At 54.1% G+C, this 13,729-nt stretch carries 12 protein-coding genes and 1 tRNA gene; 5 read left to right on the top strand and 8 right to left on the bottom strand.

Annotation, left to right across the window (positions count from 1 at the left end):
* Positions 1-5: 5 nt before the first annotated feature.
* Positions 6-422: an MAPEG family protein gene (locus FHS30_RS01220; RefSeq protein ID WP_183907492.1), complete on the top strand. Its 417-nt coding sequence runs from the start codon at positions 6-8 to the stop codon at positions 420-422.
* Positions 423-528: 106 nt separating this feature from the next.
* Here the strand turns inward: FHS30_RS01220 and FHS30_RS01215 are convergent, their stop codons facing one another.
* The 3 genes from FHS30_RS01215 to FHS30_RS01205 form a co-directional block, all read right to left on the bottom strand.
* Positions 529-1,002, bottom strand: a complete 474-nt coding sequence (locus FHS30_RS01215; RefSeq protein ID WP_183907490.1) for a nuclear transport factor 2-like protein — start codon at positions 1,000-1,002, stop codon at positions 529-531.
* 61 nt (positions 1,003-1,063) lie between these two features.
* Positions 1,064-1,357, bottom strand: a complete 294-nt coding sequence (locus FHS30_RS01210; RefSeq protein WP_343048894.1) for a DUF6500 family protein — start codon at positions 1,355-1,357, stop codon at positions 1,064-1,066.
* A gap of 34 nt (positions 1,358-1,391) precedes the next feature.
* A complete protein-coding gene (locus FHS30_RS01205) occupies positions 1,392-2,516 on the bottom strand; it encodes a site-2 protease family protein (RefSeq protein ID WP_183907488.1) in 1,125 nt (374 codons plus the stop codon).
* Positions 2,517-2,654: 138 nt separating this feature from the next.
* On the opposite strand from FHS30_RS01205, the gene FHS30_RS01200 reads away from it, so the two are divergent.
* From FHS30_RS01200 to FHS30_RS01185, 4 genes are all read left to right on the top strand, one after another.
* A complete protein-coding gene (locus tag FHS30_RS01200; protein WP_246341106.1) occupies positions 2,655-4,748 on the top strand; it encodes a TonB-dependent receptor in 2,094 nt (697 codons plus the stop codon).
* Positions 4,749-4,866: 118 nt separating this feature from the next.
* On the top strand, positions 4,867-6,138 hold the full coding sequence (locus tag FHS30_RS01195; RefSeq protein ID WP_183907486.1) for a Xaa-Pro dipeptidase: 1,272 nt from the start codon (positions 4,867-4,869) through the stop codon (positions 6,136-6,138).
* 126 nt (positions 6,139-6,264) lie between these two features.
* Positions 6,265-6,699: a potassium channel family protein gene (locus FHS30_RS01190; protein ID WP_183907484.1), complete on the top strand. Its 435-nt coding sequence runs from the start codon at positions 6,265-6,267 to the stop codon at positions 6,697-6,699.
* A 392-nt stretch (positions 6,700-7,091) separates the two neighbouring features.
* The gene (locus tag FHS30_RS01185; RefSeq protein WP_183907482.1) at positions 7,092-7,862 is read left to right on the top strand and encodes a DNA/RNA non-specific endonuclease; all 771 of its coding nucleotides are present in this window, start codon (positions 7,092-7,094) and stop codon (positions 7,860-7,862) included.
* Between the two features lie 447 nt (positions 7,863-8,309).
* Here FHS30_RS01185 and FHS30_RS01180 read toward each other — a convergent pair.
* The 5 genes from FHS30_RS01180 to rpsU all read right to left on the bottom strand — a co-directional run bounded on the left by FHS30_RS01180 (position 8,310) and on the right by rpsU (position 13,729).
* Positions 8,310-8,386, bottom strand: a tRNA-Ile gene (locus tag FHS30_RS01180).
* A gap of 508 nt (positions 8,387-8,894) precedes the next feature.
* Positions 8,895-10,748 carry an RNA polymerase sigma factor RpoD gene (gene rpoD / locus FHS30_RS01175; protein WP_183907480.1) on the bottom strand — a complete coding sequence of 618 codons (1,854 nt, stop codon included), beginning with the start codon at positions 10,746-10,748 and terminating at the stop codon, positions 8,895-8,897.
* 107 nt (positions 10,749-10,855) lie between these two features.
* Positions 10,856-12,841: a DNA primase gene (dnaG, locus tag FHS30_RS01170; RefSeq protein WP_183907477.1), complete on the bottom strand. Its 1,986-nt coding sequence runs from the start codon at positions 12,839-12,841 to the stop codon at positions 10,856-10,858.
* Positions 12,842-12,907: 66 nt separating this feature from the next.
* Positions 12,908-13,357, bottom strand: a complete 450-nt coding sequence (locus tag FHS30_RS01165; RefSeq protein WP_183907475.1) for a GatB/YqeY domain-containing protein — start codon at positions 13,355-13,357, stop codon at positions 12,908-12,910.
* A 156-nt stretch (positions 13,358-13,513) separates the two neighbouring features.
* Positions 13,514-13,729 (bottom strand): 30S ribosomal protein S21, encoded by a 216-nt coding sequence (rpsU, locus tag FHS30_RS01160; RefSeq protein WP_183909189.1) that lies wholly within the window; start codon positions 13,727-13,729, stop codon positions 13,514-13,516.

The raw sequence follows: 13,729 nt of genomic DNA, 5'->3' as shown, positions 1-13,729 counted from the left end.
ACCCAATGAGCCAAATAGAGATCCTTTACCCAGCCTTTGCGATGTTTAGCCTGACAATGCTCTGCGTATTCAGGCTTGGCCTAATGCGCTTCCATGCCATCAGAAGTCGCGCGGTAAAGATCAGCTATTACCGAACCTACAACGAAGGCAGCCAGCCCGACAACCTTCATTTGATGTCTCGGCATGTACAAAACCACTTTGAGATTCCGCCGCTGTTTTATGTTGGCATTATTTTAGGTTTCATTTCGGGCAACGAGGCACTCGTTACACTGATCTTTGCCTGGCTGTTTGTCGCCGCCAGAGTAGTTCACAGCTTTATCCACTTGACGAACAACAACGTCACTTATCGATTTTTTACCTTCGGATTTAGCCTGATCTGCTTGTGCGGGCTGTGGATCTCAGTCCTTTACAACATACTTTAGCGGTACTGATAAGCCAGAAGAACCTCACCTGCCTTGGCGTACACAAAATTAAGGCGAGCCCATGCCCGCCTTAATGCATCGCGTAATTACAGCTATTTGCTATTTATTATTTGCTATAGTGGCGAATCACAGACACCTTACCGTTTTCAATTTCAAGTACTTCAAAGGAGTGGTGGTTAAACGTTAACATCTGATTGTTGTCGGGATGTACACCCTTCGCCTCGGTATCGAATTCAATCATGATGACATTGTGCCCATAGGCCTGATTCGTCAGTCTTGCGGCGTACTCGGTATGGATACCGAGATAATAGGTCATGCCCTTGCGCAGCGCCGCCTTCCCTTCGGGCGTCCGGCTGTCATCATTTGAGTAGGGCAGGTGTTGATAACCCACATCATCCGTCAAAAACGATAGGTATCGCTCGAGATCCTCCTCGGTAGCATTTGGCTTCTGAACATTTGTCCACGCCGCAAAATAGTCTTGAGTAAATTTTTCATAGTCAAAATCCGCCTGCTCTGCCATTGACGGCCCAGACAATAATAGAGACACCATGAAACACACAGTAGCTGACAATAATTTCATGTTAACAATCGTCCTTAATAGATAGCTTGAATGGGTAATAGAAACATCGAGTTAGCGCCTGCTACACACCCGATATCACCATGGCCTTAACCTTACTGGCCTTCTCAAAATGGTCCAATTGGTGAGTCTCTATCCACCATCGCGCCGCTTCCATCAAAAGCTGTGGCTGATCATTCTTGTTTTTGAAAAATGCATAGAAGGAGAGGCCCACATCCGCACCTTTTTTATCTATTTTATGATCACACACCTCAACTATTTTCTTTCTTAACACGTCCCGCAATCTCATCTCCTTAAATATAAATAAATCAAATTCAATCCCAATGAACCCGCACAGGGAGTGCGGTAAAGCAGTCACGGGAGTGAGCCTAAGGCGCAGTAATCAGATGCCATTAGCTCTGCAATATTTTTAGCGGCAAGCCCAACATGTCATCACCGCTGCCCGCAAAGTACCAAATAATTGCAACAAAACTGCCCAAGGTAATGAAATACCAGACGGTGGCAAACACCTGCCCGTAGCGGTCCAGAGGCAAGAGGTGGCTGGCGTGACGGCTGCGCCATTCCGCTAGAATTTCAATGGTGCCAATCAGCAGTAGGAACCCCAGCAGTGCCAATCCCAGCGTATAGCTAAGCCACACACCAAATCCGGCCGCAACCACGCACAACACCAACCCCACAAGGCTATTCATTGAAAAGCTCACGCTCTTCAGAATGTGCCCACCGTCTAGCGGCAGTATCGGCAGCAGGTTAAACAGGTTCAGTAGCGAGTTAAATGCGGCCAGGCCAGCGAAAAAGATGTTGTCCGTTAACCACCACAAGAATACGCACAGTAATGACATGAACAAACCAAACACTGGCCCCATGATGGATATCACCACATCCTGCCAGCGGGTGTTTATTTTGCCGTCGGTGAGCGCCGCGCCGCCAAAAAACGGAATCAGATAGATGCCTTTGGTGGGGATATTGAAATACTTCATGGCGCGAATGTGACCATATTCGTGGATCACTAAACAGACGATCAGCGACACCGCAAACTGAAACGAAAACAGCCACGAATAGGCGGCGAGACTGGCACCGGCGAGCGCCACCTTGATTACCTTGGCGCTTTTCAGCAATTTCAGCCCCAGTAAGCCCAACCCCACTAGACTGAACTTGGCTTTTTGATCGGGCACCTGCACAGGGTGTTGCTGCTCTATGTCTTTCACATCACGCACGCCCGCCAGATAATCCTCACCCGCCACCGTTAGCGCATAATTCAAACTGAATGGCTGCCAATGCAGCAGTACATTTAATCGGCATTCCACTTCGGTGGGCTGCGTCTCGCTGTCTGCGGGCTCATCTGACGCAGCAGATTCGAGGGCGCGCAGGGAAAACGCATGACAAAATTGGCCCGAGGGATCACCAGTGGCAGCCAATTCCGATACCAGTTCGCCCCCCCAATACAATCGCTGCCAACCCGCCATCGACGCATCTAAGCGCAGCGATTTGCCTAAGAGATCTACATTTAACAGTTCCACCCACACGCTCCTCAATTTATAAGTGGACGATTATGCCCCCATGGCCGCCAATCGCAAACCAAACTGAGCGGGCACTGGGTTCTAGCCAGACTAGGCTGCTACTATAGCGGCCACGGCCATCAGCCCCACGGGAGCACCATGAAGTTTTTTTATCGCAAGAGCGGCCCATGCGCACTCCTGTTAAGCATGATTGCCACGCTGCTCAATGTGCACACGGCGACCGCCACCGAGCTGGAAACCGTCACTGTTACCGCCACGCGCAGTGCCCAAGCACTCTCCACTCTCGCCACCAGCGTGGCGGTGATCGACGAGGATGAACTCAAGCGGGTCTCGGCCACGCATCCCTCTGAAGCACTGGCCCGCGTGCCCGGGGTTTGGATAGCGCGCGGCAATGGGCAGGAGCACCTAACCGCAATTCGCTCACCGGTACTCACCGGCGCTGGCAGCTGCGGCGCTTTTGCGATCACGGAAGAGGGTGTACCCGTGCGCGCCACGGGCTTTTGCAATGTTAACCAACTGTTTGACCTCAACACCGAACAAGCGCAACAAGTGGATGTGTTGCGGGGCCCCAGCACAGTCATGTTTGGCTCAGATGCACAACACGGCGTCATCAACGTCATCAGCCAATCACCCGGTGATCAGCGTGCGAGTATGTTGGGCTTTGAAACCGGCGCAAACGATTACGCGCGCATTAAAGTCAGCCACGGCAGCGCGGACGAACAGCAAGGCTTTCGATTAAACCTCAACGCCGCTCACGACGGCGGTTTCAAAGACGACGCGGGCTTCGATCAACAAAAACTCACCGCGCGCTACGATTACCACACAGATGATGCGAGTACGCACACGCTGTTGAGCATCAACAACCTCAATCAAGAAACGGCGGGCTATGTGGTGGGCACCGACGCCTACCGAGATCCCAACCGCTTGCGGGAGAACCCCAACCCAGAGGCCTTTCGCGATGCACAATCTATGCGCGTGCAAACGCGTATTGCCATCGGTTCGGGCAGCGGCACACGTTGGTTGATAACGCCCTACGCCCGCTACAACCACATGACTTTCATGATGCATTTTCTGCCCGGTACGCCGGTGGAAGAAAACGGCCATCGAAGCTTTGGCGTGCAATCTGCATTATTTTCACCCATCAACAGCGACCTGCACCTGACGGCGGGGCTGGATGCAGAATCCACCGACGCCTGGCTGTCGCAAACGCAAGCAGGTGGGTTTTCAGCCTTTCCTGCGGGCAAACACTACGATTACCGCGTACAGGGCTTGATGGCCGCGCCCTTTGCCCTGCTCGATGCGCAACTCACCGAACACACGGCCGCGACGGTTGGACTGCGCTACGAAACCCTGCATTACGATTACCACAATAAAATGATTAGCGGCGATACCGCCGAAGATGGCAGCCCCTGCATCAACGGTTTTACCGGCGCCGTGGGTTGCCGCTATTCACGCCCAGATGACCGCTCCGATCGCTTTGGCAATTTGTCCTCCCATGTGGCGCTGTTGCATCACATTAGCGCAAACCACACGGTGTTCGCGCGCTATGCACAAGGCAAGCGCGCGCCCCAAGCTACAGAGATGTACCGACTGCAAAATGGCCAGATGAATGCGCACCTCGATTCGGAATCGATCCACAGCAATGAGCTGGGCCTGCGCGGCCAATGGGCGGGTTTGCGCTACAGTGTCACCGCATTTCACATGCGCAAAGATCAGGTGATATTCCAAAGCGCAGACCGACTGAACATCAACGGCGGCAAAACGGAACACCAAGGTTTTGAATACGCGCTGAATTGGCAGCTGAACGATCACTGGCAGATCGCTCTTACCGGCACACTGGCAGATCACCACTATCGCACCAATGTCTCCGCGCCCGGCAGCGACGCAAACATCGCAACTCAGGGTAATCGCGTTGTCTCTGCACCCTATTCACTGCAGACCCTGCGTCTTAACTGGACACCCACCACAGCAACCCACGCCGAACTGGAACTGCTCGACATGGGCCGCTACTACACAAATTTAGAAAACACCCACGCCTACAGGGGCCACCGGTTGGCACACTTGCGCGTGCAGCACCAGCTCACACGATCGCTGACGCTCGGGGCGCGCATCACCAATCTCACCAACACCCGCTACGCCGAGCGCGCCGACTATTCAGCCTTTAGCGGCGACCGGTATTTTATCGGCGAGCCTCGAGCAGCATGGATTAGCCTAACCGTCTACATTGAATAAATTGACGAGCTAGAACATCAGGGCGACAGCGTGCCGCACTATGCCGTATTCTAAGAGCCGCCCATCCAACCGTCGCTCGTTGAGCGCGACAAAACCAATAACACTGTGGAGCCAGCCAATGATTTCGTTTACCCGCGCAGCCTCGCTCACCATCGGTCTATTAATCTCATCCCTCGGCCATGCCGAAATATATCTTCACGCCGGCCACCTGCTCGATGTGGAAACAGGGAAAATACTTAGCGCGCACACCATTGTCATCGAGGGCGATACAATCAGCGCCGTTAAACCCGGCTACCTTACTGGCGACGACGTAAAAATTATCGACCTGCGCAATCATTGGGTACTGCCTGGCGTTATGGACATGCACACCCACTTGGTGGAAAACTTCAGCGGGGATTTCTATGCACCGCTATTTGAATCGCCACATCGCGCCGTTATTGGCGGGGTAGTGAATGCGAAGAAAACCCTGCTAGCGGGCTTTACCACCGTGCGCGATGTGGGCTCGAGCGACTACCAAGACGTGGCCGTGCGCAATGCCATCAATGCGGGCGATATACCGGGGCCGCGCATGTTCGTGGCGGGCCCTGCACTGGGTATTACCGGTGGCCACTGTGATGAAAACTCACTGAATCACGCCTTTAATCAGCGCGCCGACGGTGTCGCCGATGGCCCTTGGGCGGCCCGTGCGCAGGTGCGAAAAAATGTGAAGTACCAAGTGGATCTCATTAAATTTTGCGCCACCGGCGGCGTTTTTTCGAAAGGCACGCAAGTGGGACAACGCCAATACACGCTTGAAGAAATGCAGGCCATTGTGGATGAAGCCCACACCCACGGGCGCCCGGTTGCGGCCCACGCACACGGCACCGAGGGCATCGCCTACGCCATTCAAGCGGGCGTTGACTCCGTTGAGCACGTAAGCTTTCTAGACAAAAAAACTGCCAAGCTTGCCAAGAAACACGGCACCTTTTTATCCATGGACATCTACAACACCGAGTACACCCTGAGCATGGGTGAAGCGAACGGCGTGCCGCAGGAAAACATTGATAAAGAGCGCCAGGTGGGCACCCGCCAACGCGAGAGCTTTGCCCTTGCGGTTAACACCGGTGCGCGCGTGGTATTTGGTTCTGATGCCGGCGTTTACCCCCACGGCGACAATGCCAAACAATTTAGCCGCATGGTGCAATTTGGCATGACGCCGCTGCAAGCGATTCAGGCGGCCACACTGCACAGCGCCGCACTGCTTCGCCAACAAAATCGATTGGGACAAATCAAACCCACCTACGCCGCCGACATTATCGCCGTGAGCGCGAACCCGCTCGACGATGTATCAGTGCTTGAGCGAGTCAATTTTGTGATGAAGGCGGGCGCTGTGTACAAGCGGCCTAAATAAATTGCGCGCTGCGATTTATTTTGCAGCGCAGTTCAATTCAACTGCGCCTAAAACAACAGCAGAAACAATAACTGATACAACAACTGATACAACAACTGACACAACACCGATACGCAGGAGCGCCACATGATTGCAGCAGTTATTCTCAATTGCCTAGTGGTCGCTATGGCGGTGCTTACCCACTATGAGTTTCTCTATCGGATCACGATCATCGTCCCCAAAATGCCCATTAAGCACCGCTACCGAATCGTGTTTGGCGTGTTTGGGGCGCTGATCGCCCACGCCATTGAGGTCTGGATATTTGCCTTCGCCTACTACTACATGACCCACACTGCGGGCTGGGGCGCCTTAGTGGGCAACTTCAACGGCAGCTTGATGGACTGCGTGTACTTTTCCTTCACGGTATTCAGCACCGTAGGCTTCGGCGATATCGAACCCGTCGGCAACCTGCGCTTTTTAACTGGCATCGAATCCTTGACGGGCTTGGTGCTTATCACCTGGTCGGCTTCGTTTTTATTTTTTGAGATGCAGCGTTACTGGGGCGAGAAATCGGCACCCTGAGCAAGGCGCTTCGACAGGATGCCACGATAAATTACACCCAAGCGGCACGAGAAATTCTCGCACCCGCTGCCGCCCTTGGTGCAAGACACAACGCCCAACTCAGATTGCGCATTGCCCTAACGAGCCTATTCTGGCAGTGAGGCAAACACACTTTTCCTCCCAGCCATTTTCGTAAAAAGCCCACCCTTTCAATACCTAAATGTGTTTTGTGTGACCGCTCAATACATCGCTCGGCCTACACAAGTCGTTAACTTAAATTAAGTTAAATCCATAAAAACCTTACCAACATTTCTTCCAAAAAATATTTCTCGATTAAAACTGGCACTAGCGTACCGCTCCACTAATATTCCTCTGTTGTACTCAAAGTCAATCAATCTTCAGTAGGAATAATTATGAAAAACACCTTCTGTTTTATCGTCTCACTTGGGGTATCACTTGCCAGTAGCTGGGTATTTGCTGGGAATTGTGTCTATGGTTGTCCAACGGGTAAATCCGGCCAAACCATTACGCGCCCCATCTACACACTGCACAATAATTCATCCACAAAGTTTGCGAACTGGACGGCTTATCAGGTGACTCAAGTCACCATCGACGGGCCAAGTCGATCACGCTATTGGAAGGCAGACCCCAATATCAGTAGCAGCGCAACATTGGAGCCGTCGGATTACACCAATGCCCACGCAACCCTAGGTACCGACCGCGGGCATCAGGTTCCTCTGGCCTCATTCAGTAACACTGCCTACTGGGCGCAAACGAATTACCTTTCCAATATTACGCCGCAATCTTCAGACCTAAACCAAGGGCCATGGGTGCGATTAGAAACCGCGGTGCGCAATCTTGCGCGCACTGGCCAAGATGTCTATGTGGTTACAGGTCCCTTGTACGAGTGGTATTTCGGCACCCTACCTAACGCCGATGAATCACACACCATACCGTCGGGCTACTTTAAAGTTGTGATTACCGACAACAACGGCTGGGTGGAAGCTTCGGCCTTTATCATGGAGCAAAACACATCTCGCAGCGCGAGCCATTGCAGTAAAGAAGTCACGGTTAATGAAGTGGAATGGCGCTCAGGTCTGAACATCATGCCCTCCCTACCGAGCTATAAGGAGCCCGCCGTGGAAGGACAAACAGGCGGACTCAGCAGCAGCCTAGGCTGTTAACTCTGTTCGAAGTTTTACAAATACGTTTAACTTGAAGTATAAATAAGTGGCATTTTTTGCCACTTATTTTTTTGAATGATGGCCTTAATCCAAACCCGTATTGGTTATTTCAATTCAATGAAAACAGGTGATCCTTTGTTTGCCTGAGTGAACTGGCGCGGAGCGAACAAGACAGATAATGACACTGCGTGTTAAATAAAAAAGGCCACCTAAAATCGGTGGCCTTTATCGCTGGATGGGGTTCACGCCGAGGAAAAGAAAAAAGATGCCTTCCCAGAGTTAATCACAACAGGCTTGGGCCTGTTGTGACCCTGCGGGCTGCGGCTATCGCCTTGTTTCACATTGCTGCGCAATGAGTGAACTGGCGCAGAGCGAACATGACAGGCAATGACACTGCGTGTTAAATAAAAAAGGCCACCTAAAAGCGGTGGCCTTTTTTATTTAATATGGTGGGCCTTCCCAGACTTGAACTGGGGACCTGCCGATTATGAGTCGGATGCTCTAACCAACTGAGCTAAAGGCCCTTAAACTTGATCTTTTGCGCTGTGGTGGCGTCACGTGCTCGGCTCTGTCGGTCACATAGTTGATCTATGCTCCCTCCGCCACCTCCGCGGCTCCTTACCTCAACGCAAAATCTCTGCGTTTTGTTTTGCTATCTTTTGCGCCGTGGTGGCGTCGCCCTACAAGGATGTAGGGTACACCAGATCTGCACGGAGCAGAGTCGGTGCGCGTGCGACCGCCACGGATTGCGGAAGTGTCGCAACCGCAGGAGCGTGTTGCGTGCTCGGCTCTGTCGGTCACATAGTTGATCTATGCTCCCTCCGCCATCTCCGCGGCTCCTTACCTCAACGCAAAATCTCTGCGTTTTGTTTTGCTATCTTTTGCGCTGTGGCGGCGTTGCCCTACATGGATGTAGGGTACACCCGATCTGCACGGAGCAGAGTCGGTGCGGGTACAGCGCTAAGCCTTTGACGGGCTTAAAAAAACAGAGGCGCATTATAATGCGCCTCTGACTATCTGCAAATACTTAAATTACTCGTCTAAGAAACTGCGCAGGTGATCGGAGCGCGATGGGTGGCGCAATTTGCGCAACGCTTTGGCTTCGATCTGACGAATACGCTCGCGCGTAACGTCAAACTGCTTGCCCACTTCTTCCAGGGTGTGGTCGGTGTTCATGTCGATACCGAAACGCATGCGCAGCACTTTTGCTTCACGGGCGGTAAGGCCAGACAGCACATCGCGCGTGGCTTCTATCAAACCTTCCACCGTGGCGGAATCCACCGGTGAGGTGATGGTGCCGTCTTCGATGAAGTCACCCAGATGCGAATCTTCATCGTCGCCGATGGGCGTCTCCATGGAGATAGGCTCTTTGGCGATTTTAAGCACCTTGCGCACTTTGTCTTCTGGCATTTCCATGCGCTCGCCCAGCTCTTCGGGCGTGGGCTCGCGACCCATTTCCTGAAGCATTTGGCGGCTGACGCGATTGAGCTTGTTGATGGTCTCTATCATGTGCACGGGAATACGGATGGTGCGCGCCTGATCTGCGATGGAACGCGTGATCGCCTGACGAATCCACCAAGTGGCGTAAGTGGAGAACTTGTAACCGCGACGGTATTCAAACTTGTCTACCGCTTTCATCAAGCCGATGTTGCCCTCCTGGATCAGATCCAGGAATTGCAGACCACGGTTGGTGTATTTTTTCGCAATGGAGATCACCAGACGCAGGTTGGCCTCGACCATTTCTTTCTTGGCCCGGCGCGCGCGCGCTTCGCCGATGGACATGCGGCGGTTGATCTCTTTAATGGAGGTTAAATCCAAATCAGCTTCGGCTTCAATTTGCTGCAGCTTGCGCTGACTGCGCACGATTTCAGGCTCGATGGCTTTGAGGGCCTCGGCGTAATCGCGCTTTTTCTTAATGATTTCAGCGGCCCAATTTTCATTGGTCTCTTGGCCAGGAAACTCTTTGATGAAAGTTTTCCGTGGCATGCCCGCGGTGCGCACACACAAGCTCATGATGGTGCGCTCTTCTGCGCGCACGCGATCCAACATTCCGCGCACGCGGGTGTAGAGCGGATCGAACTGACGGGGCGGCAACTTGAAGAATTTGAAAATGTCGCCCACTTCAGCGATCAGCTTGTCGGTGGTCTTGTGGCTACGGCCATGCTTAGCCACAGCTTTTTCGTATTTGGTTAACGCTGCACGCAGGGCTTCAATGCGCTCGCGAGCCTCTTCGGGATCGACACCGCCGTCGTTGCTTTCCTCTTCGGTGCTGTCGTCATCGTCATCGTCGTCTTCGTTTTCCGCAGCGGCGTTGGCGGCGTCTTCGCGCATCTGCGCTTGCTCGGCAGCAGTCGGCACTTCGTCGGCGGGGTCTAACCAACCGGCGATGACATCTACCATACGGCGCTCTTCTTTGGCGATGAGGTCGTATTCGCCAATTAATTGCTGCACGGCACCGGGCCAATAGGCCAACGAGTGCATCAATTCGCGGATGCCCTCTTCGATGCGCTTGGCGATGGCGATTTCACCTTCGCGGGTCAGCAATTCCACGGTGCCCATTTCGCGCATGTACATGCGCACGGGATCGGTGGTGCGACCGGCTTCAGTTTCAACCGCAGCCAGTGCGGCAGCCGCTTCGGCCGCAGCAATTTCGTCGGCAGAGTTGTCACCATCGGTCATCAACAGGGTATCGGCATCGGGTGCGGTTTCGAACACCTTGATACCCATGTCGTTGATCATCTGGATGATGTCTTCAACCTGATCCGGGTCAGAAATATCCTCTGGTAAGTGGTCATTCACTTCGGAATAGGTGAGGTAACCCTGTTCCTTACCGCGAGCAATCAATTCTTTAATTCGTGATTGCTGCTGTTTGCCAATATCAACCATTCTGAACCCTGTTATTACCAGATGAGGTGGGGGGACGCAAAAGCCGCGCATTATAACGCTATATGGGGGCTCGGGGCCAGATTCAAACCGGCCTCAAGGCCAATGATTCAGGCTTTTTTCGCCAGTATTTCGCGTAATTGTTCACGTTCTTCGGCACTTAGCGCCTTTAGGCCTTGCTGCTTGGCCTTTTCGACGAGGGGCAGGCTCTCTTGGGCCACCAGCCGCTGGCGCAGCGCCTTAAAAATATCCTGCAATTCTTGGGCGCGCAGTGCCGGTGTCTGATCGTCGGCGGCCACACTGGTGAACAGGTGCATACCCGCCAATTGACCTATGCTCGCCTCCGCGTCTGGCCCGTGGGCCCCGCGCCAATGGCCCAACACCTGACCAATGGTGACCGAGGGCCGGGCCGCCAAAAAGGTGACCAGTGCCTGCAACAGCGGCAGGTCTGGATCATTGAGTTCAGCAATCCCAGAAAGTTCCTGCGCCGCCTGCTCGACCAGCTCAGTGTGGTAGAGCAATAGCGCCGCCGCCAGTCGCGCGGGGGTGAATTGCACGGTTTTTTCAGAGCGCGGGGCAAATAATTGCGGTTGCCGCGGGCGCGCTTCCTCGCCGGGCTGCCACTGATCGTAATCGGGCGGCGGGCCGTTATCTATGGCGACGCCGGGGTCGAAGTTTTCGTAATCGGCATAGCTATCGTCTAGCGGCGGTGCAACCATCGGCGGCACAGCATCCGCATCCAGAGCGGGCGCGGCTGGACGCGCACTCGGGGCAGGCGGGGCTTCAGGTTCGGGCGGGCGCTCCGCCAGTTCCATGAGCATGGCCCTATCCAGTCCGGTGCGCTTGGCCAGCTGCTGAAACATCAGCTCGCGGTATACCCCCTTGGGCAGGCGATAAATGAGCGGCGCGGCCAATTTACTCAAGCGCGCCCGGTGCTCCAAACGCTTCAGATCCAAATCGTCGGAGACGGAGTCAAACAAATAGTCTTCCAGCGAAATGGCGCGGTCGCGGATCAACGTTTCAAATTTTTCCGGACCGATTTGACGCACTAACGTATCGGGATCTTCACCGTCCGGCAGAAACAAAAAGCGCACTGTGCGGCCGTCTTGCATGACTGGCAGCGCCACCTCCAGCGCCCGCTTTGCCGCGCGCCGACCGGCGTTGTCGCCATCGAAACAAAACACCACTTCACTGGTGTATTTGAAGGCGAGCTGCAGGTGCTCTTCACCGCTGGCAGTACCCAGCGTGGCCACACCGTAGCGCAGGCCAAATTGCGCCAGTGCCACCACGTCCATGTAACCCTCCACCACCAGCAGGCGGGGAATATCTTTGTACGCTTGGCGCGCTTCGTATAACCCGTAGAGTTCTTTGCCCTTGTGAAACACCGGTGTTTCAGGTGAATTCAAATACTTGGGCTTACTGTCGTCCAGTACCCGGCCACCAAAACCGATGACCCGCCCACGAATATCGCGAATGGGAAACATGACGCGCTCGCGAAACCGGTCGTAGAGCTTGCCTTCGCCGGCAATCAACATGCCGGCCTCGGTTAACAGCGACTTGTCCTCGTCGGTTACCCCTAAGGTTTTGAGCAGGTTGTCCCAGCCCGGGGGCGCGTAGCCGATGCCGAAATGCTTCACCACATCGCCAGTTAAACCGCGCCCCTTGAGGTAGTTGACGGCGCGCTGGCGATTGCCGTGCGCCTTCAATTGCAGTTCAAAATGTTCGGCGGATTTTTCCAGCAGGGTGTACAAACTTTTGCGCGCTTGCGCCTGTTTTTGCTGCTCGGGGCTGCGCTGCTCGCGCGGCACCTCAAGCCCCGCCAAGTGCGCCAGCGACTCCACCGCATCGGGGAAATCCAAGCGCTCGTAATCCATGAGAAAGCCCACGGCGTTGCCGCTGGCACCACAGCCGAAGCAGTAAAAAAATTGTTTGTCTTGGCTAACGGTAAACGAGGGGGTTTTTTCGTCGTGAAAGGGGCAGCAGGCGCTGTAATTTTTGCCGGTTTTTTTGAGCTTTACCCGGCTGTCGATCAGGCTGACGATGTCGATGCGATCGAGCAGGTCATCAACAAAATCTTGGGGGATCAAGCCAGCCATGGGAGTCCGGTTACCAGAGAGTGAAGCCTTGGAGTGTAACCACCACCCCAGCCTAAGGCCAATACCTTAGGCGAGCTTGGCCTTGAGCAGCTTGCTCACATCACCCATATCGGCGCGACCCGCCACCTGCGGCTTGATCAAGCCCATGGCCTTGCCCATATCGCGCATGGATTCGGCACCGCTGTCGGCAATGGCTTGAACGACAATGGCCGCCAGTTCGTCGGCGGTCAGCTGGGCGGGCAGGAATGCTTGAATCACCCCCATCTCAAAGCGCTCAACTTCGGCCAGATCTTCGCGGCCAGCCGCTTCGTATTGGGTCAGGCTGTCGCGGCGCTGTTTGAGCATTTTGTCGAGCACTGCCAAGGCGCGATCGTCTTCCACCTCTATGCGCTCATCGACTTCGATGCGCTTAAATTCCGCCAAAATCAGCCGAATAGCGCCAAGGCGCTCCTTTTCCCGCGCGCGCATGGCATCTTTCATGGCATCGCTGATACGGGTTCTAAGCTCGGTAGACATAGCAGACATCCTCAAAGGTAGGCGTAGGCGGCGCGCACTACAGACATGGGACTAACGCATGCAAAGCGGAAACGACTAACGGCCGGAGCTTGGACAACCGGCCGTGCAGTCAGATCTGAAAAAAATTAACTGATGCCAGAACGGCGTCAGATTAACTTAGTACATCCGCTGGAATTTTTTGTTCTCGCGAGACATCTTCTTGGCGTGACGCTTAACGGCGGCAGCAGCTTCGCGCTTACGTACAGTAGTGGGCTTCTCGTAGAATTCGCGACGACGAACTTCGGCCAGGATACCAGCCTTTTCACAGGAACGCTTGAAGCGACGCAGAGCCACATCAAAGGGCTCGTTTTCTTTAATTTTTACTGAAGGCAT

Origin of the sequence: Simiduia aestuariiviva, assembly GCF_014192475.1 — a bacterium.
GTDB lineage: Bacteria > Pseudomonadota > Gammaproteobacteria > Pseudomonadales > Cellvibrionaceae > Simiduia > Simiduia aestuariiviva.
This window is presented reverse-complemented; position numbering and strand designations above follow the sequence as displayed.

What these genes read in the sequence shown, in the direction of transcription:
- FHS30_RS01220 (WP_183907492.1), top strand. Translation starts at nt 6, where the DNA reads ATGAGCCAAATAGAGATCCTTTACCCAGCCTTTGCGATGTTTAGCCTG.
- FHS30_RS01215 (WP_183907490.1), bottom strand. Translation starts at nt 1,002, where the DNA reads ATGAAATTATTGTCAGCTACTGTGTGTTTCATGGTGTCTCTATTATTG.
- FHS30_RS01200 (WP_246341106.1), top strand. Translation starts at nt 2,655, where the DNA reads ATGAAGTTTTTTTATCGCAAGAGCGGCCCATGCGCACTCCTGTTAAGC.
- FHS30_RS01195 (WP_183907486.1), top strand. Translation starts at nt 4,867, where the DNA reads ATGATTTCGTTTACCCGCGCAGCCTCGCTCACCATCGGTCTATTAATC.
- FHS30_RS01190 (WP_183907484.1), top strand. Translation starts at nt 6,265, where the DNA reads ATGATTGCAGCAGTTATTCTCAATTGCCTAGTGGTCGCTATGGCGGTG.
- FHS30_RS01185 (WP_183907482.1), top strand. Translation starts at nt 7,092, where the DNA reads ATGAAAAACACCTTCTGTTTTATCGTCTCACTTGGGGTATCACTTGCC.
- rpoD (WP_183907480.1), bottom strand. Translation starts at nt 10,748, where the DNA reads ATGGTTGATATTGGCAAACAGCAGCAATCACGAATTAAAGAATTGATT.
- dnaG (WP_183907477.1), bottom strand. Translation starts at nt 12,841, where the DNA reads ATGGCTGGCTTGATCCCCCAAGATTTTGTTGATGACCTGCTCGATCGC.
- FHS30_RS01165 (WP_183907475.1), bottom strand. Translation starts at nt 13,357, where the DNA reads ATGTCTACCGAGCTTAGAACCCGTATCAGCGATGCCATGAAAGATGCC.
- rpsU (WP_183909189.1), bottom strand. Translation starts at nt 13,729, where the DNA reads ATGCCTTCAGTAAAAATTAAAGAAAACGAGCCCTTTGATGTGGCTCTG.